This window comes from Streptomyces microflavus (genome assembly GCF_014650075.1).
Classification (GTDB): Bacteria; Actinomycetota; Actinomycetes; order Streptomycetales; family Streptomycetaceae; genus Streptomyces; species Streptomyces microflavus.
This window is the reverse complement of sequence record NZ_BMUG01000002.1, coordinates 607,893-634,170: the sequence shown is the minus strand read 5'-3', so window position 1 is coordinate 634,170 and position 26,278 is coordinate 607,893. Positions and strand designations below refer to the sequence as shown.

At 70.7% G+C, this 26,278-nt stretch carries 20 protein-coding genes; 9 read left to right on the top strand and 11 right to left on the bottom strand.

The annotated features are described in order from the left end of the window. Positions 1–628: 628 nt before the first annotated feature. Positions 629–1,906: a serine--tRNA ligase gene (gene serS, locus IE264_RS07920; protein WP_032755828.1), complete on the top strand. Its 1,278-nt coding sequence runs from the start codon at positions 629–631 to the stop codon at positions 1,904–1,906. After that, positions 1,903–2,727, top strand: a complete 825-nt coding sequence (locus tag IE264_RS07915) for an HAD family hydrolase (RefSeq protein WP_015609907.1) — start codon at positions 1,903–1,905, stop codon at positions 2,725–2,727. The genes serS and IE264_RS07915 overlap by 4 nt, the downstream gene beginning before the upstream one ends. Positions 2,728–2,832: 105 nt before the next feature. Here the strand turns inward: IE264_RS07915 and IE264_RS07910 are convergent, their stop codons facing one another. From IE264_RS07910 to IE264_RS07890, 5 genes are all read right to left on the bottom strand, one after another. After that, positions 2,833–3,540 (bottom strand): hypothetical protein, encoded by a 708-nt coding sequence (locus IE264_RS07910; protein ID WP_032756162.1) that lies wholly within the window; start codon positions 3,538–3,540, stop codon positions 2,833–2,835. 304 nt (positions 3,541–3,844) lie between these two features. Beyond that, on the bottom strand, positions 3,845–4,564 hold the full coding sequence (locus IE264_RS07905) for an ABC transporter permease (protein WP_031122588.1): 720 nt from the start codon (positions 4,562–4,564) through the stop codon (positions 3,845–3,847). 30 nt (positions 4,565–4,594) lie between these two features. Next, on the bottom strand, positions 4,595–5,506 hold the full coding sequence (locus tag IE264_RS07900; RefSeq protein WP_015609904.1) for an ABC transporter ATP-binding protein: 912 nt from the start codon (positions 5,504–5,506) through the stop codon (positions 4,595–4,597). Then, the gene (locus IE264_RS07895; RefSeq protein ID WP_015609903.1) at positions 5,503–6,411 is read right to left on the bottom strand and encodes an ABC transporter permease; all 909 of its coding nucleotides are present in this window, start codon (positions 6,409–6,411) and stop codon (positions 5,503–5,505) included. Before IE264_RS07895 ends, IE264_RS07900 begins: the two co-directional genes overlap by 4 nt. Beyond that, a complete protein-coding gene (locus IE264_RS07890) occupies positions 6,401–7,498 on the bottom strand; it encodes an ABC transporter ATP-binding protein (protein ID WP_015609902.1) in 1,098 nt (365 codons plus the stop codon). The genes IE264_RS07895 and IE264_RS07890 overlap by 11 nt, the downstream gene beginning before the upstream one ends. A gap of 207 nt (positions 7,499–7,705) precedes the next feature. Here IE264_RS07890 and IE264_RS07885 point away from each other — a divergent pair, with 207 nt between their 5' ends. The 4 genes from IE264_RS07885 to IE264_RS07870 all read left to right on the top strand — a co-directional run bounded on the left by IE264_RS07885 (position 7,706) and on the right by IE264_RS07870 (position 11,982). Next, positions 7,706–8,581 (top strand): M24 family metallopeptidase, encoded by an 876-nt coding sequence (locus IE264_RS07885; protein WP_051821772.1) that lies wholly within the window; start codon positions 7,706–7,708, stop codon positions 8,579–8,581. Continuing rightward, positions 8,578–10,350 carry an SDR family oxidoreductase gene (locus IE264_RS07880; RefSeq protein ID WP_032755829.1) on the top strand — a complete coding sequence of 591 codons (1,773 nt, stop codon included), beginning with the start codon at positions 8,578–8,580 and terminating at the stop codon, positions 10,348–10,350. Before IE264_RS07885 ends, IE264_RS07880 begins: the two co-directional genes overlap by 4 nt. Continuing rightward, positions 10,347–11,291 carry a MerR family transcriptional regulator gene (locus tag IE264_RS07875; RefSeq protein ID WP_032755830.1) on the top strand — a complete coding sequence of 315 codons (945 nt, stop codon included), beginning with the start codon at positions 10,347–10,349 and terminating at the stop codon, positions 11,289–11,291. Before IE264_RS07880 ends, IE264_RS07875 begins: the two co-directional genes overlap by 4 nt. A 148-nt stretch (positions 11,292–11,439) precedes the next feature. Further along, entirely contained in the window at positions 11,440–11,982 is a 543-nt protein-coding gene (locus IE264_RS07870) for an RNA 2'-phosphotransferase (RefSeq protein ID WP_032755831.1), read from the top strand. Positions 11,983–11,995: 13 nt separating this feature from the next. Here the strand turns inward: IE264_RS07870 and IE264_RS07865 are convergent, their stop codons facing one another. After that, complete coding sequence (locus IE264_RS07865) at positions 11,996–12,898, bottom strand: LLM class flavin-dependent oxidoreductase (RefSeq protein ID WP_031122581.1); 903 nt, start codon at positions 12,896–12,898, stop codon at positions 11,996–11,998. A gap of 150 nt (positions 12,899–13,048) precedes the next feature. Between IE264_RS07865 and IE264_RS07860 the strand changes: the two genes are divergently transcribed. Further along, the gene (locus IE264_RS07860; protein ID WP_032756169.1) at positions 13,049–13,894 is read left to right on the top strand and encodes a Cof-type HAD-IIB family hydrolase; all 846 of its coding nucleotides are present in this window, start codon (positions 13,049–13,051) and stop codon (positions 13,892–13,894) included. Positions 13,895–13,933: 39 nt separating this feature from the next. Here the strand turns inward: IE264_RS07860 and IE264_RS07855 are convergent, their stop codons facing one another. From IE264_RS07855 to hisC, 5 genes are all read right to left on the bottom strand, one after another. Then, entirely contained in the window at positions 13,934–15,640 is a 1,707-nt protein-coding gene (locus IE264_RS07855; RefSeq protein ID WP_015609895.1) for a GAF domain-containing sensor histidine kinase, read from the bottom strand. Positions 15,641–15,794: 154 nt separating this feature from the next. Then, positions 15,795–19,358, bottom strand: a complete 3,564-nt coding sequence (gene cydD, locus IE264_RS07850) for a thiol reductant ABC exporter subunit CydD (RefSeq protein WP_032755832.1) — start codon at positions 19,356–19,358, stop codon at positions 15,795–15,797. A gap of 90 nt (positions 19,359–19,448) precedes the next feature. Beyond that, a complete protein-coding gene (gene cydB, locus IE264_RS07845; RefSeq protein ID WP_032755833.1) occupies positions 19,449–20,450 on the bottom strand; it encodes a cytochrome d ubiquinol oxidase subunit II in 1,002 nt (333 codons plus the stop codon). A gap of 18 nt (positions 20,451–20,468) precedes the next feature. Next, positions 20,469–21,980, bottom strand: coding sequence for a cytochrome ubiquinol oxidase subunit I (locus tag IE264_RS07840; protein WP_032755834.1), 1,512 nt, complete (start codon positions 21,978–21,980; stop codon positions 20,469–20,471). Between the two features lie 282 nt (positions 21,981–22,262). Beyond that, positions 22,263–23,342, bottom strand: coding sequence for a histidinol-phosphate transaminase (gene hisC / locus IE264_RS07835; RefSeq protein ID WP_031122575.1), 1,080 nt, complete (start codon positions 23,340–23,342; stop codon positions 22,263–22,265). A gap of 391 nt (positions 23,343–23,733) precedes the next feature. Between hisC and IE264_RS07830 the strand changes: the two genes are divergently transcribed. Continuing rightward, entirely contained in the window at positions 23,734–24,846 is a 1,113-nt protein-coding gene (locus IE264_RS07830) for a LacI family DNA-binding transcriptional regulator (protein ID WP_031122574.1), read from the top strand. 174 nt (positions 24,847–25,020) lie between these two features. Then, a complete protein-coding gene (locus tag IE264_RS07825) occupies positions 25,021–26,184 on the top strand; it encodes a metallophosphoesterase (RefSeq protein ID WP_032756171.1) in 1,164 nt (387 codons plus the stop codon). The last annotated feature ends 94 nt before the right edge of the window (positions 26,185–26,278 follow it).

The window sequence follows — 26,278 nt, the reverse complement described above, 5'->3', positions numbered from 1 at the left end:
CCGGGGTGCTCTGTGCGCTCCGCTCCCGGGGCGCTCTGTGCGCTCCGCTGTGGTCCTACCTACAGATAGTCATCCACCCACAGAGTTATCCACAGGATGGCTTCTCGACCTGGGGACAAGTCGACACCCTCATGCGACATCATCGACAAATCAACGCAGTGACCCTGGATGCACCCACAGGCGGCCGACTCGGCACGACCCCTCCCGAGTCGCGCGAATTCCCTTGATCAACTCACCAGAGCGACGAATTGCCACCCGAATGAGCGTGCGGGGCAGGTTTCGACTGCGAAGACAGGGGATCGGCGCACCTTCGTCCCCCTCCCGGAACATTCTGTTCCGACATCCACAGAACTTCTTCACAGCCTGTGGATAACTATCCCAGCACACCCCCTCCTGTGGACAACACCGGAGAAGGGCGGCCCCAACTCCCCCTCCCCCAAGGCTCGTACGTCAAGAGAGCCTGCACCTTCTGTCCTGTTCAGGGGAGTTAACCGCCGTTATTGACGCAGACGCCGGATCGCACCTCGCGATTCCCCCTCAGGAATATCAATTCCGGCAATTCGGTCAAAGTGACACGCTCGGCAATATCGGTTCGAGTGCGAGATCCGCGCACCGGTAGCCTGGAGGGGTGATTGACCTTCGCCTGCTCCGTGAGGACCCCGACCGTGTTCGCGCCTCCCAGCGCGCCCGTGGAGAGGACGTCGCGCTCGTCGACGCCCTGCTCTCCGCCGACGAGCTGCGCAGGTCGTCCGGCGTCCGCTTCGACGAACTCCGCTCCGAGCAGAAGCAGCTCGGCAAGCTGATCCCCAAGGCCACCCCCGAGGAGCGCGCCGAGCTCCTCAAGAGGGCCGATCAGCTCAAGGCAGACGTCAAGGCGGCCGACGCCGCCCAGGACGAGGCAGACGCCGAGGCCAAGCGGCTGCTCCTCCTGCTCGGCAACATCGTCCACGAGGACGTGCCGGTCGGCGGCGAGGAGGACTTCGTCGTCCTGGAGACGCACGGCACCATCCGTGACTTCGGCGCCGAGGGCTTCGAGCCCAAGGACCACCTGGAGCTCGGCGAGGCGCTCGGCGCCATCGACATGGAGCGCGGGGCCAAGGTCTCCGGTTCGCGGTTCTACTACCTGACGGGCATCGGCGCCCTCCTGGAGCTCGCCCTCGTCAACGCGGCGATCGCCCAGGCCACCGAGGCCGGCTTCATCCCGATGCTGACCCCCGCGCTGGTCCGCCCGCGCGCCATGGAGGGCACCGGCTTCCTCGGCCAGGCCGCGGAGAACGTGTACCACCTGGAGAAGGACGACTTCTACCTGGTCGGCACCTCGGAGGTGCCGCTCGCCGCGTACCACATGGACGAGATCGTGGAGGCGGACAAGCTGCCCCTGCGGTACGCCGGGTTCTCCCCCTGCTTCCGCCGGGAGGCCGGGACGTACGGCAAGGACACCCGCGGCATCTTCCGCGTCCACCAGTTCGACAAGGTCGAGATGTTCTCGTACGTCGACCCGGCGGACGCCGAGGCCGAGCACCGCAGGCTCCTGGAGTGGGAGAAGCAGTGGCTCACCGGCCTCGAACTGCCCTTCCAGGTCATCGATGTCGCCACCGGTGACCTCGGCGCTTCGGCCTCGCGCAAGTTCGACTGCGAGGCGTGGATCCCGACCCAGGGCAAGTACCGCGAGCTGACCTCCGCGTCGAACTGCGACAGCTTCCAGGCCCGCCGCCTCTCCGTCCGGATGCGCGAGGACAGGAAGGTCCGGCCGCTGGCGACGCTGAACGGCACCCTCTGCGCCGTACCGCGCACGATCGTGGCGCTCCTGGAGAACCACCAGCTGCCCGACGGTTCGGTCCGGGTCCCCGAGATGCTCCGTCCGTACCTGGGCGGCCGCGAAATCCTGGAACCGGTCTCCAAGTGACCTTCCCCTACAAGCTCGTCGCCACCGACCTCGACGGCACACTCCTGCGCGGGGACGACACGGTCTCCGAGCGCACCCGCGAGGCACTGGGCGCCGCCACGGCGGCCGGTGCCGCGCACATCATCGTCACCGGGCGGTCGGTCCCCTGGACCCGGCACATCCTGGACGACCTCGGTTACGACGGCCTCGCCGTCTGCGGCCAGGGCGCGCAGGTCTACCACGCGGGTGAGCACAAGCTGCTGACCTCGCTGACCCTGGACCGGCAGCTCGCCGGGCTCGCCCTCTCGAAGGTCGAGGCGGAGGTCGGCCCGCTGGCGCTGGCCGCCAGCCGCGACGGCCTGGAGGGCGAGGTGCTGGTCGGCCCGGGCTACCGGGTGCAGGAGGGGCCGCTCCCGTACGTCTTCGTGGACGACGCCGCCGAGATGTGGGCCGCCCCGCTGAACAAGGTCTACCTCCAGCACCCGGAGCTCGACGACGACGCCCTGGCCACTGCCGCGCGGGCGGCCGTCGGCAACCTGGTCGACGTGGTCATGGCGGGCCCCGGAGTGGTGGAGATCCTCCCGCTCGGGCTGAGCAAGGCGACCGGCCTCTCGCTGGCCGCCCGCCGGCTCGGCGTGAAGGCCGCCGACACCATCGCCTTCGGTGACATGCCGAACGACATCCCGATGTTCGGCTGGGCGCGGCACGGGGTGGCCATGGCCAACGCCCACGACACCCTGAAGGCCGTGGCGCACGAGATCACCGCGTCCAACGAGCACGACGGCATCGCGGTGGTCCTGGAGGAGTTGCTCCGCACGGGGGCCGTGCCCGCACCCCACTGACGTAGCACCGCTGTCGGCCCTGTCCGCCGCCGCTGGATCCCAACGGCGGCGGACAGGGCCTTCTTCATCTGCCGTCAGCCTTCATCTGCCGTCGGCCCGGAGAGCTCAGCGGCGCCCGCTACGGCGCCGCAGGTCCTTCAGCTGGTGCGCGAAGGCCTCCATCCGCGCGTCGAACCGCGCGTCCATCCGTACGACGTCCTGAGACAGGTCCGACAGCCGCACGCTCATCGCGCCGACCAGCTGCTGCGTCACCTCCACCTTCCGGTCCAGGCTGTCCAGCCGCTCGGACATCCGGCAGAGCACCGGCCCGAGCTCCTGGAGCGCACTGCCGACATCGGCGAGGCAGCTCTCGATCCGGGTGACCCGCGCATCGAGCGTGTCGTACTGGGCCCGCAGGGATTCCTCGGCGTCGAGGAGGTACGTACGGACGCAGCGGGCGATGTCGCTGTCGCGAAGAAGCATGGCGACGTTGAGGACGGTTCTGCGGGTGTACAGGGTCAGCTGAGTGGCCGCCTGTGGATAACTTTCCTCCTTGCCGCCCTTCCATAGGGACAACATGTCCCTATGGAAGACCTGCAGCTCAGAGCCTCGGAGCAGCTTGAGACCGTTCTCCGTCACCTCTTCCCGATGGCGCTGGGTGACCTTTTTGACGACCTCTGTGGATACTTCGAAGTAACGTGCCACGTCCTCTGTGCGAACGTGAATTCCGTCTGGGAGCATGACAAGGCTCTTCACCTTGTCGAGGATGTCGACGCGCCCCATCTGCTCGACGCGCAGCGCGCGCGATTCGAGCAGGGCGACTTCCGTGGGCATGGGCATGCCTTCCGTCCGAGGGAATGACAAGGGACGGCCCCTACCCCGGGCTGCGGGGGTGGAGGACGCTCACGGTTGCCACTCACTCGATGACCGGACCGGTGGGCTGAGCCTCACCCGGGTCCGGCACTCCCCGATTTCACGAACGCTACGACGCCACGGATTCCAGTTGCCTCCACGCACCCTGCCCAACGACCCGATAAACGTATGGTTACGCGCATATCTGCCCCGGTCATACGACAACCCCCGCCCGGAATTCCGGAGGGCGGGGGCTGCGTGGCAGGCGTACCGGATCAGGCCGGGCTCACTCCTCCCCGGCCAGCTTCAGCGCGCGCAGCTTCTGGCCCGCGTACCAGGTGGCGGCCACGGTGACGGCGGCCAGCAGGACCGTCGCGAGCGGCAGTCCGACCTCCGAGGTGACCATGCCCTGGCCGGCCACCTTCTCAGCGACGGCGAGGGACCACTGCTGGACGCTGAGCGTCCGCGCGCCCGGCACCAGGCTGCCGAAGAGGGCCTCCCAGACCAGCGCGTACACCAGGCCGATGACGACCGCGTGGCGGCTGATGGTGCCCAGGAGCAGGAACAGCGCGCTGTACGCGATCGAGGCGACCAGCGCCGCGATCGTGTAGGCGATCGCGATCTGCTGCCCGTTGCCGTTCAGGATCAGGCCCGCGAGCAGGGTCGGCAGGGCGGAGAAGACCATGGTCACGGCGATGGCGACGATCAGCTTGGTGAAGATGATCGTGGGCCGCTTCACCGGCTTGGCCAGCAGATAGACGATCGAGCCGTCGTCGATCTCGGGGCCGATCGCCCCGGTTCCGGCGATCACGCCGATCAGCGGCACCATCGTGGCGATGGCGAAGCCGCCGAGGACGTTGGCGGCGACCTGGTCGTCGGCTCCGGCGAACATGCGGACCGCCGCCGCGATGACCAGCAGCAGCGCGGGAAGGACGAACAGGATGGCGGCCCGGCGCCGGCCGAGCAGGGCCCGGTAGGTGAGCCGGGCGACTGTGGGGTCGTACATGACGGTGCACAGCTCCTTTCAGGCCACTACTCAGGCCGCTACGAGGTAGGAAAAGACCGATTCGAGGGATTCGTCGGACGGGGAGACGGTCAGCAGCCGGATGCCCTGTTCACGGGCCACCTTCGGCAGCAGTTCGGTGAACCGTCCGAAGTCGACGGCCTGGATGCGCAGGGCCTTCTCGGTCAGGTCGACCTCGATGCCCGCCGTCGACGGGTCGGCGATGAGCGCGGCCGCCAGCGCCCGGTCGTCGCTGGAGCGGACCAGGTAGCGGTGCGGACGGTCCGTCATCAGGCGGCGGATCTTCCGGAAGTCGCCGGAGGCGGCGTGCCGTCCCGCCACGATCACCTCGATGTGCGAGGCCAGCTGCTCGACCTCTTCGAGGATGTGGGAGGAGAACAGGACCGTACGGCCCTCGGCCCCCATCCGCCGCAGCAGATCCATCAGCTGCATCCGCTGGCGCGGGTCCATCCCGTTGAACGGCTCGTCCAGCAGCAGCACCGAGGGCTCGTGGACCAGCGCGGACGCCATCTTCACGCGCTGGCGCATGCCCTTGCTGTACGTGGAGATCTTGCGGTCCTGCGCGTACTCCATCTGGACCGTGGCCAGCGCCTTCTGCGCCTCCGCGCCTCCCAGGCCCTGGAGTTCGGCGTTGGCGACGACGAACTCCTTGCCGGTCAGGAAGTCGTACATCCCTTCCCGCTCCGGGACGATGCCGATCTCCTTGTAGACGCTCTCGTTGCGCCAGATCGGCCGTCCGCCGAGCGTGACCTTCCCCGTCGAAGGGGCGAGGAATCCGCCCATCATGTTGATGAGCGTGGACTTTCCGGCGCCGTTCGGGCCGAGCAGCCCGGTGACGCCGGGGCCCACCGTCATGGAGACGTCGTTGACGGCGACCACATTGCCGAACCAGCGCGAGGTGTGGTCGATCTCGATGGTGGTCACAGCCCGACCCTCCGGTAGCGGCGCATCAGGACGGCGTACGAGCCGGCGACGAGCGCGAGAACAACGAACAGGTAGACCACGCCCGTACCGGCCCCCGGGCCTTCCCCTCCGGGGAAGGCGGAGGTGGCGCCGAGGAACGCGGTCTGTACGCCGTCGATCAGCGTGATCGGCGAGAAGAGGCCGAGCCACTCCACGGCGCCGGGCGAACCGGTCTCCCAGGCGATGGCCTGGACCGTGGAGACGGCACCGTAGGAGATGGTCAGCACCGCGATCACCGCGGCGACACCGAAGCCCCGGCGCGGCGTCAGGGCGGCCATCACCAGGCCGAGCCCGGCGAACAGCACGGAGAGCAGCGCCACCGAAACCAGCCCCTGGCCGAACCACTTGGTCTGGTCGACGAAGTCGAACTTCGCGAGCAGAGAGCCCACATAGAGGACGAGCAGCGGCGCCCCGGTGAGGATGAAGAGCGCGGACGCCGTGGCGGCGAGCTTGGCGACGACGTAGTCGGCGCGTTCGATCGGCCGCGAGAAGTACAGGGGGACGCTCTTGAAGCGGAGGTCCCTGGAGACCGCCTGCGGGGCCTGTGCGGCGATGAAGAGGCCGATGACCGCTTGGAGGTAGATCGCGTACGAGGTGTACTTGACCACCAGCTTGGAGGCGTCCGGTGCGGCCATGGAGACGGCCACCAGGATCGCCGCCACCAGGGTCATCACGCCGAACAGCAGCATGGGCAGCACCTTGGACTTGGCGGAACGGCCGAGTCCGAAGGAGCCGCGCAGGGTCTGCGAGTAGAGGGAGCGGCGGGCGTAGGCCCGGCCGAGCCGCTTGCCGTCGTAGGAGCGGTAGCCGATGTTGTGGATCCGGGAGGTGTCGCGCCCGGTCGCGGTCCCGGTCTCAGTGCTCATCGCGACCGCTCCCCTTCTGCTGTGCGGCCCCGGCGGTGGCGGCCTGGGCCGGGACGGCGGCGGTGCGCGCCGCGTCCTGTTCGGTACGGAAGACCTCGGCGATGTGGTGGCGGCGCTGCTCCATGCGGACCAGGCCGAGGCCGAGCCCGGCGACGCTGTCGCGGACCAGGTCGTAGGTCTCCTCGCCGGTGGCCTCGACCAGCAGGATGTGGCCCGCGCCCGGCAGCCCCTCCGCGTCGAGCCCGTCGTGGCCGACCAGGGCGACCCCGGCCTTCGTGAGGATCCGGCGCAGGGCGTCGGTGCCGTCGGGGTGGGTGTCGCTGTCGGTCACCTCGACCGCGAGGGTGGTGGTGATCTGGGTGAAGTCGCTGGTGGAGCTGGAGCGCAGGAGGGCTCCGCCGTCGATGACGACGACGTGGTCGCAGGTGCGTTCCAGCTCGCCCAGGAGGTGCGAGGTCACCAGGACGGAGATGCCGAAGTCGGTGTGGATCCGGCGGATCAGGCCGAGCATCTCGTCGCGGCCGACCGGGTCCAGGCCGTTGGTCGGCTCGTCGAGGAGGACCAGCTGGGGGTCGTGGACCAGGGCCTGGGCCAGCTTCACCCGCTGCTTCATACCGGTCGAGTAGCCGCCGATGGGGCGGTAGCGCTCCTCGTAGAGGCCGACGTGGCGCAGGGTGTCGGCGGTGCGCTCCCGGGCCGCGGTCGGCGGCAGCCCCGACATGCGAGCCATGTGCACGACAAACTCGGTGGCCGACACATCGGGCGGGAGGCAGTCGTGTTCCGGCATGTACCCCACCCGCTCCCGGATGGCGGCACCGCTCGTCGCCACGTCGAGCCCGAGCACTGCGGCCCGGCCCTCGGTGGCGGGGGAGAGACCCAGAAGGATCTTGATCAGTGTGGACTTGCCGGCTCCGTTGGAACCCACCAGACCGGTCACACCTGGTCCGATGTCCAACGTGAGCCGGTCGAGCGCGGTCACCCGGGGGAACCGCTTGCTCAGGGCTTCGGTAGCGATAACGGCAGTCACGAGTACGACGGTAGTGGCGCGGGCCACAGGGATCGTCAGCCTTGACGGCTGGATCGGCATCAGACTCCAGTCGTACGGCCCCGTAGGGGGACCCCGCGAAGGAGGAGTTCCGGCCTCCGGGTGCGGGCCTGGGTGGCGGCGGTTTCGCCGGCGCCGGGAGTTGTCCACAGGCCTCGCACACCCCTTGACGTAGCCGCTGGACATTGTCACATTCATCAGTGTCACGTTACGGGCACGTACCGCACACGGCAGGGAACGGACGGTGGCATGGTCTCGGCAGTGCAGGACGAAAGCGCGCCGGAGCGGCGGGGGTTGAGCGCCCCGGAGCTGCGGGGGTTCAGAGAGGTGCAGCGCCTGGCCTACGCCTGCGCCGAGGCCGTCGCCGGTCAGCTCAGGTCGGGGGTGACCGAGCGCGAGGCGGCCCGGATGCAGCGGGTGTGGCTGCGGGAGCGCGGTGTGCGGGACTGGTTCCACCTCCCCTTCGCCTGGTTCGGGGACCGCACCGCGTTCGCCGGGTTCAAGGTGCCGCTCCAGTTCTTCCCCACCAACCGGAAGCTGGAGCCGGGCATGCCGTTCATCCTCGACATGGCCCCGGTGTACAAGGGATATACGGCCGACATCGGCTATTCCGGCTGCCTCGGCCTCAACCCGCTGCACGACAGGCTGCTGGCGGACCTGGAGGCGCACCGCGAGCTGATCCTGCGGGAGGTGCGCGAGCGCCGTTCGCTCCGCGAGATCTACGAGGACGTCGAACGCCTCATGACCGCACAGGGGTACGCGAACAGGCACCGGGCCTACCCCTTCGGCGTCATCGCCCACAAGGTGGACCGAGTCGCCGAACGGCGCTGGTCCCCGCAGGTGTTCGGGTTCGGGACCCAGTCCCTCAAGGGGCTGGTGAGCGACGCGGTGCACGGCCACCGGGACGGCTGGTCGCCGCTGTGGAGCCCGTACAGCTTCTCCGACCATCCCCCGCAGCCAGGGCTGTGGGCGGTCGAACCCCACCTCGGATTCCGGGGTACGGGCGCGAAGTTCGAGGAGATCCTGGTCGTCACCGACTCCAAGGACCCCGAGCAGAGCGCCTTCTGGCTGGACGACGATCTGCCGCATGTGCGGCGCTGGGCCGAGGAGAAGGTGGCGGCGTGAGTCTGCAGGGAGCGCGCGAGCGCCGGGTACGTACGGGTGGCGTCGAGCTCTGCGTCGCCGAACTGGGCGACGCGGACCGGCCGACGGTGGTGCTGGTGCACGGATACCCGGACAGCAAGGAGGTCTGGTCCGAGGTCGCCGTGCGGCTCGCCGAGCAGTGGCACGTCGTGCTGTACGACGTCCGGGGCCACGGCAGGTCGACAGCGCCCAGGCCGCTGCGCGGCGGCTTCACCCTGGAGAAGCTGACCGACGACTTCCTCGCGGTGATCGACGCCGTCAGCCCGGACCGGCCGGTCCATGTGGTCGGGCACGACTGGGGGTCCGTGCAGTCCTGGGAGTTCGTCACGGTCGGGCGGACCGAGGGCAGGATCGCCTCCTTCACCTCGATGTCGGGCCCCTCCCTGGACCACTTCGGGCACTGGATCAAACAGCGGATGGCCCGGCCCACCCCCCGCCGGGTCGGCCAGCTGCTCGGCCAGGGCGCCAAGTCCTGGTATGTCTACATGCTCCATACGCCGGTGCTGCCGGAGCTGGCCTGGCGCGGGCCCCTCGGCAAGCGGTGGCCCGGGATCCTCCAGCGGCTGGAGAAGGTGCCCGCGGGCGACTACCCGACCGCCTCCCTGCCCGACGACGCGGCGCACGGGGCCTGGCTCTACCGGGACAACGTCCGCGCCCGGCTGGGCAGGCCGCGCGCCGACGCCTACGCCCACGCGCCGGTCCAGCTCATCACGCCGACCGGCGACTCCTTCCTCTCCGAGCGGCTCTACGACGACCTGGAGCAGTGGGTCCCCCGCCTGGTGCGCCGGTCGCTGCCGGCCAAGCACTGGGTGCCGCGCACCCGGCCCGACCAGCTGGCCGCGTGGATCGGTGAGTTCGCCGCCGCCAACGAGGCGGACGGCCAGGAGGGGTTGCCGGCCCAGCAGCAGACGGCGAAGGGGCCGTACGCGGAGCGGTTCGGCGGTCAGCTGGTCCTGGTGACCGGGGCGGCCTCCGGGATCGGGCGGGCCACGGCCTTCGCGTTCGCCGAGGCGGGCGCCCGGGTGGTGGCCGTGGACCGCGATGCGGAAGGGGCCGCCAGGACGGCGGAGCTGGCCCGGCTGGTCGGGGCTCCCGCGGCCTGGGGCGAGGCGGTCGACGTCGGTGACGAGGCGGCGATGGAGAAGCTCGCCGACAAGGTCGCCGCCGAGTACGGCATCGTCGACGTCCTGGTGAACAACGCCGGGATCGGGCTCTCCGGCTCGTTCCTGGAGACCACCAGCGAGGAGTGGAAGAAGGTCCTCGACGTCAATCTCTGGGGCGTCATCCACGGCTGCCGGATCTTCGGCAAGCAGATGGCCGACCGGGGTCAGGGCGGCCATATCGTCAACACCGCGTCGGCCGCGGCCTTTCAGCCCTCCCGGGCACTGCCCGCGTACAGCACGTCGAAGGCGGCCGTGCTGATGCTGAGCGAATGCCTGCGGGCCGAGCTGGCGGAGAAGTCGATCGGGGTCAGCGCCATATGCCCCGGCATCGTCAACACCAACATCACCGCCACCACTCGCTTCGCCGGAACCGACGCGGCGGAGGAGCAGCGGCTGCGGAAGCGGACCACCCGGCTCTACGGCCGGCGCAACTACCCGCCGGAGAAGGTCGCCGACGCGATCCTGCGGGCGGTCGTCCGCAACCAGGCCGTGGTGCCGGTGACTCCGGAGGCGCGTGGTGTCCGGCTGCTCTCCCGGGTCAGCCCGGGTGTGCTGCGGGGGATCGCCCGGCTGAAGCCGCCGCTGTGAGCGGGCGGGGGGCGGGTGCCGAGTACCGGATCGAGGACCTGGCCCACGCCAGCGGGGCGACGGTCCGCACGATCAGGGCGTACCAGGACCGCGGGCTGCTGCCGACGCCCGAGCGGCGCGGACGGGCCAATGTGTACGGGGAGACGCATCTGGCCCGGCTGCACCGGATCGCGGACCTGTTGGACCGCGGCTACACCCTGGCCAGCATCAAGGAGCTGCTGGAGGCGTGGGACGCGGGGCGGGGGCTGGGCGGGGTCCTGGGCCTGGCCGCGGAGGTGCACGGCCCCTGGACCGACGAGAAGGCCGACCGGATCACCCGCGAGGAGCTCGACGCGAGGTTCGGCGGTTCGCAGGACGACGAGGCGATCGCCGAGGCGGTGGAGCTCGGGGTGCTGGAGCGCGTCCCCGGCCGGGCCGACGAGTTCCTCGTACCGAGCCCCCAGGAGCTGGCGGTGGCCGTCGAGTTGCACGCGGCGGGCGTTCCGCTGCTCGCGATCTCCGGTCATCTCAAGGAGCTTCGCGGCCAGGTCGAGCACATAGCCTCCCGTTTCCTGGAGTTCACCACCGAGCACGTCTTCGCCCGCTATCTCGGTCACCACCCGCCCACCGACTCCGACGCGGCCGAGGCGGCGTCGATGGTGCGCCGCCTGCGGCCGCTCGCCCAGCAGACCGTGGACGCCGAACTGGCCCGTGCGATGCGGACGTTCGCCACCCGGCACCTGCACCACCACCTCGGGTCGCGCGAGAGCGCCATCGAGGGGAGCGAGACCCGTCCGGTGCTGTTGCCGGCCCGGACAACGCAGGCCGTGCAGGATCTGGTTGGGGCGGAGCAGGTGGCGGCCTTCATCGCGGCGGCCACCGAACGCGAGCTGCAGGCAAGGACCTTGGATACCCTCGCCTCATCTCGCCCAGGAGCCAACAAACTTGACGAAATGGGTTAAATCGCACGCCACTTGTCCACAGAACCGTCAAATAGCCTGTGGATAACCCGAGTTAGCTGTGGATCAAACATCGGTTCGGAGAAAACGGAAAAGAATCCTGTAAGAAATCCGGATGCACCGGTGAACTGCCCACAGGCACTCTGGCGGGATGGACGAACGTCGCACCGTCAAGGTGTCCAAGTACCTCTCGGCCCATCTGCGGCACCAGCCGGAGCGCATCGGCCTCACCCTCGACGACAACGGCTGGGTCGCCGTCGGGACGCTGCTGGACGCGGCGGCCCGCCACGGCTTCCCCGTCACCCGGGCCGAGCTCGACCACGTCGTGGCCGTCAACGACAAACGCCGCTTCACGGTGGACGGCGACCGCATCCGTGCCAACCAGGGCCACACCGTCACCGTCGACCTGGACCTGCCGCCCGCGCAGCCGCCGGCGTACCTCTACCACGGCACGGTCGCCCCGGCGATGGACGCGATCCGGGCCGAGGGCCTGCGCCCCATGGCCCGCCACCACGTCCACCTCTCCCCCGACCGTGAGACGGCCACCCGGGTCGGCGCCCGGCGCGGCCGCCCGCTGGTGCTGACCGTGGACGCGGGCGCCATGCACCGCGCCGGCCATGTCTTCCGGGTCAGCGCCAACGGGGTCTGGCTCGCCGACGCCGTACCTCCGGAATTTCTGCGCCTGCGCGGGTGAACTCCCCCGGTCCTCAGGCCAGCTGGGCGAGCGCCTCGGTCGCGATGCGCTCGTAGACGGCCGGGTCCGTGTCGAAGTCGGAGTCCGGGATCGGGGCGTGGATGGCGATCTCGGTGAAGCCGAGCTCCGCATGGCGGCCCGCGAAGTCGACGAAGGCGTCCACCGACTCCAGCGGGGTGTTGCGGTCGGGGGTGAAGCCGGTGAGCAGGATCCGGTCCAGTTCGGACGCGTCCCGGCCGATCTCCTCGCAGGCGGCGGCGAGCTTCTTGCTCTGCTCGCGGAGGGCCTGGACCGACTGCTCCGGGGTGCCCTCCTCGTACAGCTTCGGGTCACCGGTGGTCACCCACGCCTGCCCGTGCCGGGCGGCGAGCCGCAGACCGCGCGGGCCGGTCGCGGCGACCGCGAAGGGCAGCCGGGGGCGCTGCACGCAGCCCGGGATGTTGCGGGCCTCCACGGCGGAGTAGTGCGTTCCGTGCTCCGTCACCGCGTCCTCGGTGAGCAGGCGGTCCAGGAGCGGGAGGAACTCGCCGAAGCGGTCGGCACGCTCCCTCGGGGTCCAGGCCTCCTGGCCCAGCGCAGTGGCGTCGAACCCGCTGCCTCCGGCGCCGATGCCGAGGGTGATCCTGCCGCCGGAGATGTCGTCCAGGGAGATCAGCTCCTTGGCCAGCGTCACGGGGTGGCGGAAGTTCGGTGAGGTGACCAGTGTGCCGAGGCGCAGCCGCTGCGTGGCCGTCGCGGCGGCGGTGAGCGTGGGGAGCGCGCCGAACCACGTCCGCTCGCGGAAGCTCCGCCACGACAGGTGGTCGTAGGTGTAGGCGGTGTGGAAACCCAGCTCCTCCGCGCGCTGCCAGCGCTCACGGCCCCCTTCGTGCCAGCGGTGGACGGGCAGGATCACAGTGCTCAGGCGCAAGGTCATGCCTCTGAGCCTACGGCCGCCCCCGAGCGGAACGACCTCCCCACGACCGCTTGGCATATGCCTGAGGAATGTTCCGCAGATCAGGGGCGCGCCCACTCACATGTGCGCCCCTCCGCACGCACGTGCACTCCGGTGGGCGAGAATGACGACGTGACCCCAGCTACCGATGCGCCTCTGCCTGCCCTGACCCGGCTGATCGCGACCGACCTCGACGGCACCCTGCTGCGCGACGACAAGACGCTCTCCGCACGCACCGTCGCAGCGCTCGCCGCGGCCGAGGAGGCCGGGATCGAGGTCTTCTTCGTCACCGGCAGGCCGGCCCGCTGGATGGGCGTCGTCAGCGACCATGTGCAGGGCCACGGGCTGGCGATCTGCGCCAACGGGGCCGTCGTCACCGACCTGCGGGCGGACCGCGAGCTGCTCACCGTACGGGCGCTGGAGCGCGAGGCCGCCCTGCACGTCGTGCACACCCTGCGCGAAGCCGCCCCCGGCACCTCCTTCGCCGTCGAGCTGACCACCGGCATCAACTACGAACCGTCCTACCCGCCCTTCCACCTGGACCCGGGCGCCACGGTCGCCGTCGCCGAGAAGCTGCTGCACGAGGACGCCCCGGGCGAGGGCGCCCCCGTGCTCAAACTCCTCGCCCACCACACCGAGATGCCCCCCGACGCCTTCCTCGCCCTGGCCCGCACGGCGGCCGGGGAGCGGGCCTCCATCACCCGCTCCAGCCCCTCCGCGCTCCTGGAGGTCAGCGGGCTCGGCGTCTCCAAGGCCAGTACGCTCTCCGCCTGTTGCGCCCAGCGCGGTATCTCCGCCGCCGAGGTGGTCGCCTTCGGCGACATGCCCAACGACGTCGAGATGCTCGCCTGGGCCGGTGCCTCGTACGCGATGGGCAACGCCCACCCCGCCGCGCTGGCCGCCGCCTCGGGGCAGACCCTCACCAACGAGGAGGACGGGGTGGCCGTGGTCATCGAGCGGATCCTCGCCGCCCGCTGACCACCCGCCCCCCCCACGCTCACCGGGCCGCCCGGTGGCTCACAACGGGGCCTCCCACACCACCGTCGTACCGCCCCCGTCCTCCCCGATCCCCGGGCCGAACCAGCTCGCCCCGCCCAACGACTCGGCCCGGCGGGCCAGATTGCGCAGTCCGCTGCGGCGACCGCCCTCCGGGATGCCCACCCCGTCGTCCGCGACCGACAGGCGCACGGCGGCCCGGCCGTCCGGCAGGGTCGCCGTGGCGTCGACGACCACGTCGATCACGGAGGCCCGGGCGTGCCGGAAGGCGTTGGACAGGGCCTCGCGCAGCGCGGCGACGAGGTTCTTGCCGGTCAGCTCACCCACGAGCGAGTCGACGGCACCCAGGAAGCGGTGCGAGGGCTTGAACCCTAGCGGGACCGCCGCCATGTTGATCTCCCGCAGGACCCGGGTGCGGAGCCCCGAAGGGGCCTCTGCCGGTTCCTGCTGGAGCGCGAAGATGGCCGTACGGATCTCCTGGATGGTCACGTCCAGCTCGTCGACCGCCCGGCCCACCCCCGTCCGCACCTCGGGGACCACCGACCGGCGCTGGGCGCTCTCCAGCATCATCCCGGTGGCGAACAGCCGCTGGATCACGAGGTCGTGGAGGTCGCGGGCGATCCGGTCGCGGTCCTCGTAGACCGCGAGCCGCTCCCGGTCCCGCTGCGCCTCGGCCATCATCAGCGCGAGGGCGGCCTGCGAGGCGAACTGGGTGGCCAGCGTGCGCTCGGTCCGGCTGAACGGGCGCGCTCCCCTGGCCCGGGGCGTCGCCAGGGCGCCGAGCACCCGGCCGCCGCTCTGCAGCGGCAGCAGCATGCTGGGCCCGAAGAGGCCTGCCAGCCGGGTGACCATCCGGCTGTCGGTGGCCGAGTCGTCGATGAAGACCGCCTCGCCCGCCAGCAGCTTCGCCACCACCGCGGAGCGGGCCGGGATGATCACCCCGAGCGAGGACGAGGGATCGTCGGCGGAGACGGCGACGATCTCGAGACCGCCCTCCGCCGTGGGCAGCAGCACGATCCCGGCAGCCGAATCGGCGAGGTGGCGGGCCTGTTCGGCGACCACGGAGAGCGCGTCGTCGGCATCCCCGCCCGAGAGGAGGGCGGTGGTCACCGCCACCGAACCGTCGATCCAGCGCTCCCGCTGCCGTGCCGCCTCGTACAGCCGGGCGTTGCCGATGGCGATCCCGGCCTCGGTGGCGAGCACCCGCACCATGTGCAGGTCGTAGTCGCTGAATTCGGCGCCCTCCCGCTTCTCGGTCAGGTAGAGGTTGCCGAAGATCTCCCCCTGGACCCGGATCGGCACCCCGAGGAAGGTCCGCATCCGGGGGTGGCCCGGCGGGAATCCGGCGTACCGCGGATCGCCGGTCAGATCGGCCAGCCGTACGGGTTCGGGGTCGTGGATCAGTGCACCCAGGAGGCCGTGGTGTCCGTCGGGCCTGCGCCCGATCGCCCGGACGACCTCCTCGGGCACCCCGTACGTGACGAAGTCGGAGAGCCCCTCGCCCGCCTCGTCGACGACGCCGATGGCGGCGTACTGGGCGTGGGCGAGCTCGGCCGCGGTCGCGCAGATGCGGTCCAGGGTGGAGTGCAGCTCCAGTCCCGTGCCGACCGAACGCATCGCTTCCAGAAGCTGCGGAACCCGGGCGGTGAGTTCGGTGGAGAGGCCCTGCAGGCTGCGGGTGGCCTGCGTAGCGGCATCGAGTGAGTCCTGCGGATCCGGCTCTGCCATGGCCTGAGCCTAGTTAGTGGCGATTGGGGAGGAAAGTCGGGTTTCTCTCCATGGGGCACCCTCAGGGCCACAGGGCACACCCGGGGGAGGCCGCACGGCACCACCCGGGAGGGGCCGCACGGCACACCCGGGGGTCGCACCGCACCGTCCGGCCTCAGGCCCCCGCCGCCACCGTCTCGTTCTCCCGCTCCAGCATGCGGCGCAGCGGCCCGTCCTCCGCGGCGAGTTCCGCGTACGGCCCGCGCTGCGCCACCCGGCCCGCGTCCAGCACCAGCACCTCGTCGACCGCCTCGACCCCGGCCAGCCGATGGGTGATCAGAACGGTCGTACGCCCCTCCGTCGCCGCCAGCAGGTCGGCGGTGAGCGCGTCGGCGGTCACCAGGTCGAGGTGCTCGGCCGGCTCGTCCAGGACGAGGACCGGGAAGTCGGCCAGCAGCGCCCGGGCCAGGGCGAGGCGCTGACGCTGGCCCCCGGAGAGCCGGGCGCCGTGCTCACCCACCGGAGTGTCGAGCCCCTCCGGCAGGGAGCGGACCCACTCCAGCAGCCGGGCCCGGGAGAGCGCGTCGTACAGCTCGGCGTCGCTCGCCCCGGTACGGGCGAGCCGCAGGTTCTCGCGGATCGAGCTGTCGAAGACGTGGGCGTCCTGGGCACACAGGCCGACGGAGCGCCGTACGGTGTCGCCGTCCAGGGCGTCCGCCTCCACACCACCGATGCTGTACGTCCCCGACGAGGCGTCCAGGAAGCGGAGGAGCACCTGCGCGAGCGTCGTCTTGCCCGAGCCGGAGGGGCCGACGACCGCGATGCGACGGCCGGGCACCAGCGTCAGGTCGAGCGACCGCAGGGCGTCGTGGCGGGCCCCCGGGTAGCGGGCCGACAGCCCCCGCACCTCCAGCGGGAACGGGGAGGAGGGCGCATCGGCCGGGGCCGCGGGCTCCCGTACGGGTACGGGGGCGTCGAGCACCTCGTACACGCGCTCCGCACTCCGCAGGACCCGCTGGCGGTACTGGACCGCGAGCGGCAGTCCGGCGACGGCCTCGAAGGCGGCGAGCGGGGTGAGCACCACCACCGCGAGCGCGACCCCGGCCAGCCGGCCGTCGTTCACGGCGGGGACGGCGACGAGTGCGGCGGCCACCACCGTGAGCCCGCAGACCAGGGCGGAGAGCCCGCTGCCGAGGGCCGTCGCGGTGGCCGCACGGGAGGCGATCCGGGTCAGCAGCCCGTCGGCGGCCCGCATGTGGGCCTGCCGGGCCGGGAGCGCCCCGGCGACGGTCAGCTCGGCCGTTCCGCCGAGGAGATCGGTGACCCGGGTGGCCAAGGCAGCGCGCGCGGGCGCCAGCTGACGCTCCGTACGGCGGGCGAAGGCACCGCTGACCAGCGGCACGCCGACCCCGGCGACCAGCAGCCCGACCGCGAGGACCACACCCGCCTCGGGCAGCAGCCAGCCGGTGAACCCGGCGGCGGCCACGGAGACCGTGAGCGCGGTCCCGGCGGGCAGCAGCCAGCGCAGCCAGTAGTCCTGGAGCGCGTCCACGTCGGCGACGAGCCGGGAGAGCAGGTCACCCCGGCGCACCGTGCGCAGACCGGCGGGCGCGACGCGTTCGAGGCCCCGGTAGACCGCCACCCGGAGCTCGGCGAGCAGCTTGAGCACGGCGTCGTGGGAGACGAGGCGCTCCGCGTACCGGAAGACCGCCCGGCCGATACCGAAGGCGCGCGTCGCGGTGACGGCCATCATCAGGTAGAGCACCGGCGGCTGTTCGGAGGCGCGGGAGATCAGCCAGCCGGAGACGGCCATGAGCCCCACGGCCGACCCCACCGCGAGGCTGCCCAGCAGCAGCGCCAGGGCCAGCTGCCCGCGCTGTGCTCCCGCCGCTTCACGGACCCGGGCGAGGACCCGCCCGGGGCGGGAGTCGGTCTCCCGCAGCAGTGCGGTGTCCCCCTCCCGTACGTCCCCGGGCTCCAGCAGGTCCGCCGCCTCCAGTACGTCGCCGGGGCGCCGCGCGTCCAGCGGCTCACCACCCGCGAGGGGCTGCGGCACGGGCAGCCCGGGCGCGACGACCGACGCGGCCGGTCCCTGGGCCTCCACCGCTCGCGGCTCCAGCGTCACCACCCGGTCCGCCACCGCCAGCAGCGCCGGGCGGTGGACGACCAGCAGCACGGTCCGGCCCGCCGCCAGCCTCCGTACGGCGTCGACGATCCCCGCCTCCGTCTCCCCGTCCAGGCTCGCGGTCGGCTCGTCCAGGAGCAGCAGCGGACGGTCGGCGAGGAACGCGCGCGCGATCGCGAGGCGCTGGCGCTGGCCCGCGGAGAGCCCGGCGCCGTCCTCGCCCAGCAGCGTCCGCTCCCCGTCGGGCAGCTCCGCGACGAAGTCGTACGCCCCCGCGTCCCGCAGCGCCGCCACCACCGCCGCGTCGTCGGCGTCGGGCCGGGCGAGGCGGACGTTCTCCGCGATCGTGCCCGCGAAGAGGTGCGGCCGCTGGGGGACCCACGCGATCCGGCTCCGCCAGCGCTCCGGGTCCAGCTCCGCGAGATCCCGGCCGCCGACCCGGACGCGTCCCTCGTCGGGTACGGCGAACCCCAGGACCACATTCAGCAGGGTGGACTTGCCGACGCCGCTCGGGCCGACCAGGGCCACGGTCTCCCCCGGCTCGACGGTGAGGGACACGGCGTCCAGCGACGGTTCGGTGCGGCCCTCGTGGCGTACGGTCACGCCCTCCAGCTCCAGGCGCGTCGAGTCCGGGACGTCCTCGGTGCCCGTCCCCCGGGGCTCGGTCTCCAGGACCGCGAAGATCTCCTCGGCGGCCGAGAGCCCCTCAGCCGCCGCGTGGTACTGGGCCCCGACCTGCCGGATCGGCAGATACGCCTCCGGGGCGAGGATCAGGACCACGAGGCCGGTGTAGAGGTCGAGTTCGCCGTGCACGAGACGCATCCCGATGGTGACGGCGACCAGGGCGACCGACAGGGTCGCGAGCAGCTCCAGGGCGAACGAGGAGAGAAAGGCGATCCGCAGGGTGCGCACGGTGGCCCGGCGGTACTGCGAGGTGATGGTGCGGATCGACTCGGCCTGGGCCTTGGCGCGGCCGAAGACCTTGAGCGTCGGCAGCCCCGCGACGACGTCCAGGAAGTGGCCGGAGAGGCGGGACAGCAGCTGCCACTGCCGGTCCATCCGGGACTGGGTGGCCCAGCCGATCAGGATCATGAAGAGGGGGATGAGGGGCAGCGTGACCACGATGATCGCCGCCGAGACCCAGTCCTCGGTGACGATCCGGGCCAGCACCGCCACCGGCACGACGACCGCAAGGCCGAGCTGCGGCAGATAGCGCGCGAAGTAGTCGTCGAGCGCGTCGACCCCTCGGGTCGCCAGCGCCACCAGGGAGCCGGTGCGCTGCCCGCTCAGCCAGCCGGGGCCGAGCTGCGCGGCCCGCTCCAGGAGCCGGCCACGCAGCTCGGACTTGACCGCCGCGCTCGCCCGGTGGGCCGCCAGCTCGGTGAGCCAGGCGACCAGGGCCCGGCCCACGGCCACCGTCGCGAGCAGGAGCAGCGGGGCACGGAGCTCGGTGACCGTGAGCCCGTCCTCGAACCCGCCCACCACGATCTCGGCGATGAGCATGGCCTGGGCGATCACCAGCGCGGCGCCGACCAGACCGAGGGCCACCACGGCCGCCAGGAAGAGGCGGGTGGCCTGGGCGTACCGCACCAGTCGCGGGTCGATCGGTTTCACGTGAAACATCCCCCAGCGGGATCGGCGGGATCTGTGAGGTGAGCTGGGCCGTGTTTCACGTGAAACACGGCCCGGCGGGGCCGGTGCGGATCAGTGCGCATCCGCGATGTGCTGGGTGCCGATCCGCTTGCGGAACACCCAGTACGTCCAGCTCTGGTACAGCAGCACCATGGGTGTGGCGATGCCGGCGCACCAGGTCATGATCTTCAGCGTGTACGGCGTGGACGAGGCGTTGGTGACCGTGAGGTTCCAGGCCTCGTTCAGCGAGGACGGCATGACGTTCGGGAAGAGCGTCAGGAACAGCATCCCCACCGCCGCCACGATGGTCAGCCCCGAGAACGCGAACGACCAGCCCTCGCGCCCCTTGGCGATGGCACCGATCGCCGCCACCAGGGCCACCACCGCCACGATCAGCGCCACCAGGCTCCAGCGGTCTCCGTCGGCGGCCTGGGTCCAGAGCAGGAAGCCCAGCGCGAGAACCGCCGTGGCCAGCCCCAGCTTCAGGGCCAGCGAACGCGCCCGCACCCGGATGTCCCCGGCCGTCTTGAGCGCGGCGAACACCGCGCCGTGGAAGGTGAAGAGGAAGAGCGTGACGAGCCCGCCGAGGATCGCGTACGGGTTCAGCAGGTCGAAGAAGGTGCCGACGTACTCCATGTCGGCGTCGATCTTCACGCCGCGCACGATGTTCCCGAACGCCACGCCCCACAGCACCGCGGGGATCAGCGAGGTCCAGAAGATCGCGTTCTCCCAGTTCGTCTGCCACCGCTCCTCGGTGCGCTTGGCCCGGTACTCGAAGGCGACCCCGCGCACGATCAGGCAGAGCAGGATGATCAGCAGCGGCAGGTAGAAGCCGGAGAACAGCGTGGCGTACCACTCGGGGAAGGCCGCGAAGGTCGCGCCGCCCGCGCTGAGCAGCCAGACCTCGTTGCCGTCCCAGACGGGCCCGATCGTGTTGATGAGGACCCGCCGCTCCTTGCGGTCGCGGGCGAGCAGCTTGGTGAGGACCCCGATGCCGAAGTCGAATCCTTCCAGGAAGAAGTAGCCGATCCAGAGGACGGCGATGAGCACGAACCAGATGTCGTGGAGTTCCATCTCTCAGCTCCTGTGCTCTCAGTACGAGAAGGCCATGGGCCGGTCGGCGTCTTCGTCGTCGTGGCCGTTGATCCGGGTGGGCGGGTTGAGGTCGGACTCGGTGAGCTCCGGCGGCCCGGCCTTGATGTACTTCACGAGCAGCTTGACCTCGATGACCGCGAGCACGGCGTAGATCAGGGTGAAGAGGATCATCGAGGTGAGGATCTCGCCCTGCGATACGCCGGGGGAGACCCCGTCGCGGGTCTGGAGGACTCCGTAGACCACCCACGGCTGGCGGCCCATCTCGGTGAAGATCCAGCCCCAGGAGTTGGCGATGAGCGGGAACAGCAGGGTCCAGAGCGCGGTGAGCCAGTAGAGCTTGGTGAACTTCGGACTGAGCGCCTTGTTCCGGAAGAGGACCAGGTTCGGCACTTCGTCCTCGCCGGTCCGCAGCGCCGGTGGCAGCAGGAACTTCCGCCGGGTCAGCCAGAGCCCCAGGATGCCGAGGCCGAAGGAGGCCATCCCGAACCCGATCATCCAGCGGAAGCTCCAGAACGCGACCGGGATGTTGGGCCGGTAGTCGCCGGGGCCGTACTTCTCCTCCTGCGCCTTGTTGATGTCGTTGATGCCCGGGACGTAGGAGTTCGGGTCGTTGTCGGCGAGGAAGGAGAGCACCCCGGGGAGCGAGATCTCGACGGAGTTGTGGCCCTCGCTGACGTCCCCGTACGCGAAGATCGAGAAGGGCGCGCCGTTCTGTCCGTCCCACAGCGCCTCGGCGGCGGCCATCTTCATCGGCTGCTGGCGGAACATCACCTTGGCCAGCGAGTCGCCGCTGACGGCGGTGAGCAGTCCGGCGATGACGACCGTGACCAGCCCCAGCCGCAGCGAGGTCCGCATCACCGGGATGTGCTTCTTGCGCGCGAGGTGGAAGGCGGCGATGCCGACCATGAAGGCCCCGCCGACCAGGAACGCGGCCGTGATGGTGTGGAAGAACTGGGTGACCGCGGTGTCCTGGGTGAGCACCTTCCAGAAGTCGGTGAGCTCGGCGCGGCCGCGCTCCTCGTTGATGCGGTAGCCGACCGGGTGCTGCATCCAGGAGTTGGCCGCCAGGATGAAGTAGGCGGAGAGGATCGTGCCGAGCGAGACCATCCACATGCAGGCGAGGTGGATCTTCTTGGGCAGCCGGTCCCAGCCGAAGATCCACAGTCCGATGAAGGTGGACTCGAAGAAGAAGGCGATCAGCGCCTCGAAGGCGAGCGGGGCGCCGAAGATGTCACCGACGAAGCGCGAGTAGTCGGACCAGTTCATGCCGAACTGGAACTCCTGGACGATGCCCGTCACGACACCCATGGCGATGTTGATCAGGAACAGCTTGCCCCAGAACTTGGTGGCCCTGAGGTACTTCTCGTTGTCCGTCCGCACCCAGGCGGTCTGCAGGCCGGCGGTGAGCGCGGCGAGCGAGATCGTCAGCGGAACGAAGAGGAAGTGGTAGACGGTGGTGATGCCGAACTGCCATCGCGCCAGGGTCTCCGGCGCCAGAGCGAGGTCCACGTCGTCTTTCTCCTTACGTCGCCGTGGTGACACCACGTCGCCGTGGTCACACCGGGCACTCTGCCCCTTTAATCCCACTGATCGTGGGAGGAATGGGGGCACGCTTGTGAACGCGTTCACATTCACAAGCAATTATGGCGCACACACTTTCGGACCGTTCGCCGGGGGTACCCCTTTTCGGCCGGAGGCGCCCCCGGACATACGCGGAAGGCCCCGGACCTCGTCGATCGAGGTCCGGGGCCACCGGCCGTACAGGCGCCCGCAGCGCGGTGCGCCGGGTCGCTACTGCTCCGAGCGGAACGCCTCCGCCGCCTTCAGGAAGATGTCGTTGCCCTCGCTCTCCCCGATCGAGACCCGTACGCCCTCGCCCTTGAACGGGCGCACCACCACGCCGGCCCGCTCACAGGCGGCGGCGAAGTCGAGGGTCCGGTCACCGAGGCGCAGCCAGACGAAGTTGGCGTGCGACTCCGGAACGGTCCAGCCCTGGCGCACCAGCTCCTCGCTCACCCGGCTCCGCTCGGAGACCAGCGAGCCGACCCGGCCCAGCAGCTCGTCCTCGGCGCGCAGCGAGGCGACCGCCGCATCCTGGGCGAGCTGGCTGACGCCGAAGGGGACGGCGGTCTTGCGCAGCGCCGCGGCCACCGGCTCATGGGCCACGGCGAACCCGACCCGCAGCCCCGCGAGGCCGTACGCCTTGGAGAAGGTCCGCAGCACCGCCACATTGGGCCGGTCCCGGTAGATCTCGATGCCGTCGGGCACGTCGGCGTCCCGGATGAACTCCTTGTACGCCTCGTCGAGCACCACCAGCACATCGCTCGGCACCCGGTCCAGGAACCGCTCCAGCTCCGCCCGGCGGACCACGGTCCCGGTGGGGTTGTTCGGGTTGCAGACGAAGATCAGCCGGGTCCGGTCGGTGATCGCCCCGGCCATCGCGTCGAGGTCGTGCACCTCACCGCCGGTCAGCGGGACCTTCACCGAGGTCGCACCGCTCACCTGCGTGATGATCGGGTAGGCCTCGAAGGACCGCCAGGCGTAGATGACCTCGTCGCCCGGGCCCGAGGTGGCCTGGAGCAGCTGCTGGGCCACGCCGACCGAACCGGTGCCGGTGGCGAGGTGCGAGAGCGGCACACCGAAACGGTCGGACAGCTCGTTCATCAGCCCGGTGCAGGCCATGTCCGGGTAGCGGTTGAAGCTGCCCGCCGCGCTGATCGCCGACTCCAGGACCCCCGGCAGCGGCGGATAGGGGTTCTCGTTGGAGGACAGCTTGTACGCGACCGGTCCGCCGGCCGCCGCAGGCTTGCCCGGCACATAGGCAGGAACGCCGTCCAGCTCGGCGCGCAGCTTGGGGCTCGTCTCGCTCACCGCAGGTCCTCCTCGACCGTCGTACACATCAATACTGCTCACCTTATGAGGATTGGGCTCCGCTGCGAATGGCCCGGGAGCGGAATCTCCCGCAGTGCCGGGAATGGTCCGCGTGGTGGGCCTCCCCAGGGGGGAGCGTTTCCGGTTCCGGCGCGCGCCCGTGTCTCACGCCGTGGCGCGCGTCCCCCGAAGTGGTGAGTTGAGACCTCTTCGAGACATCGACCATTCAGCAGGCCGTCAGCCGTCAATGCCTGATACACCAATGTCAAGACGGTCAACGGCCTTGCTTTGCACGGGATTTGACGGCGAATGACCATGCAGAAACGTGCCTGTCAATGCGTGCATATGCGACCGGACCGACCGCCCCTCGGAGCCCTACTATCGGCTCGCCATGACAGCAGCAGGGAAGCACCAGGTGAGCCGGACGGAGACCCCCCGGCGCAACGGCCGGCCAGGACGGGCGGGGATCCGTGACGTGGCCGCCGCGGCCGGAGTCTCGATCACGACCGTCTCCGACGCGCTCAACGGCAAGGGCAGGCTCCCGGACGCCACCCGCAGCCATGTCCGCGAGGTCGCAGAGCGCTTGGGCTACCGCCCCTCCGCCGCGGCCCGAACCCTCCGTACGGGCAAGTCGGGGCTCATCGGCCTGACCGTGACCACGTACGGGGATGAACCTTTCACCTTCACCGAATTCGCCTACTTCGCGGAGATGGCGAGAGCCGCGACCTCGGCGGCGCTCGCCCGGGGCTACGCCCTCGTCATCCTCCCCGCCACCTCCCGGCACGACGTCTGGTCGAACGTCGCGCTCGACGGGACCGTCGTCATCGACCCCTCCGACCAGGACCCGGTCGTCACCGAACTCGTCCGCCAGGGGCTGCCCGTCGTCTCGGACGGCCGCCCGGCCGGGACGCTCCCCGTCACCGCCTGGGTCGACAACGACCACCGGGCCGCCGTACTCGACCTCCTCGACCACCTCGCCGCCGCCGGAGCCCGCCGGATCGGCCTGCTGACCGGCACCACCACCGACACGTACACCCGGCTCTCCACCACGGCCTATCTCCACTGGTGCGAGCGGGTCGGCCAGGACCCCGTCTACGAGTCCTACCCGGCGCACGACCCCTGCGCGGGCGCGGTCGCCGCCGACCGGCTGCTCGCCCGCCCGGACCGCCCCGACGCGGTCTACGGGCTCTTCGACCCCAACGGGACCGATCTCCTCGCGGCCGCCCGCCGCTACGGCCTGCGGGTCCCTGAGGACCTGCTGCTGGTCTGCTGCAGCGAGTCCACCGTGTACGCGGCCACCGAACCGCCCATCACGACCCTCTCGCTGAAGCCCCGCCGCATCGGCACGGCCGTCGTCCAGCTCCTCATCGACGCCATCGAAGGGGTGGAGCACGACGGGCCGGTGGAGCAGGTGATACCGACGGAGCTCATCGTCCGGACCTCCTCGCAACGCCGTCCGCCGCGCACCACGGTCAGCCCGCCTCGCTCCCCCAGCAGGGACTGATCGGCTCTTTTCGGACCAATCGGCCGGTGAACCGTACGTGCGCGCGGATTCACCACCCCTGGTGCGTCACACAGATCGATCCGCATTCCTATGATGGGCGCACGACACCGCGGACCACCTCTACCAGGCAGGGCCCGTCAGGTGTACGGCGGCGCGACGGTGGTGGAGGGGTCGATGACTCAGGGGGCCGGTCAGGAACCCGTGGTGCGGACGGCGACGTTGCGTGACTTCCGGGTTCCGCCGTATGCGCAGACGCCCGTTCCACCGCAGACGGCCGGCGCGGTGCCGCACCCGTCACTGCCCCCGCGTGCGCCGGAGCCGCACGCGCCGACGCCGTACGCCTCCGTGCAGCCGCCCGCGGCTGCACCGCCCCAGCTGCCGCATCCCGGCAACGTGGCCGTCGGGGACGAACCCCCGGAGGGGTACACCCCCACCGAGCGCGATCTCCCCGTCATCAACCGCGGCGACACCGTCCAGGTGCAGGCCGTCCCCGAACCCCGCCCCGCCACCGGGGAGGGGCTCGGCCCGCTCTTCGTCGTCGGCGACGTCCACGGCTATCTGGACGAGCTGCTGGCCGCCCTCGCCGAACAGGGCCTCATCGACGCCGACGCCAACTGGGCCGCGGGCAACGCCCGGCTCTGGTTCCTGGGCGACTTCACCGACCGCGGCCCCGACGGCATCGGGGTCATCGACCTCGTCATGCGGCTCTCCGCGGAAGCCGCCGCGGCCGGGGGCTACTGCAAGGCCCTGATGGGCAACCACGAGCTGCTGCTCATCGGCGCGAAGCGGTTCTCCGACACCCCCGTCAACTCCGGTGCCGGCACCGCCACCTTCCAGGCCGCCTGGCTGCTCAACGGCGGCCAGAAGAGCGACATGGACCGCCTCCAGGACGTGCACCTCCAGTGGATGTCCCGGCTCGACGCGGTCGTCGAGGAGGACGGGCATCTGCTGATGCACTCCGACACGACGGCCTACCTCGACTACGGCTCCACCATCGAGGACGTCAACGACACGGTCCACGCCATCCTCACGCGTAACGACGCCGACGAGTGCTGGGACCTCTTCCGCAAGCTCACCAAGCGGTTCGCCTTCCGGGACGAGGGCGGCGCCGAGGCGGTGCGCGAGCTGATGACGACGTACGGCGGACAGCGCGTCGTCCATGGTCACAGCCCCATTCCGTATCTCCTCGGCGAGGTCGGCACGGAGGACGGCGAGAACGGTTCGGGGCCGGTGGTGAACGGCCCGCACGTGTACGCCGACGGGCTCGCCATCGCCATGGACGGCGGAGTGACCATGGCCGGAAAGCTACTGGTCGTCCAACTTCCCCTGCATGACTGACCTTCGGCGGGGAAGACGCTCCTGGATCGGACCGTGCCGATCATCGGGCCTATTTCCGGAAACACCCTGTCACCCCGCGCCGTGAGCGCTCTAC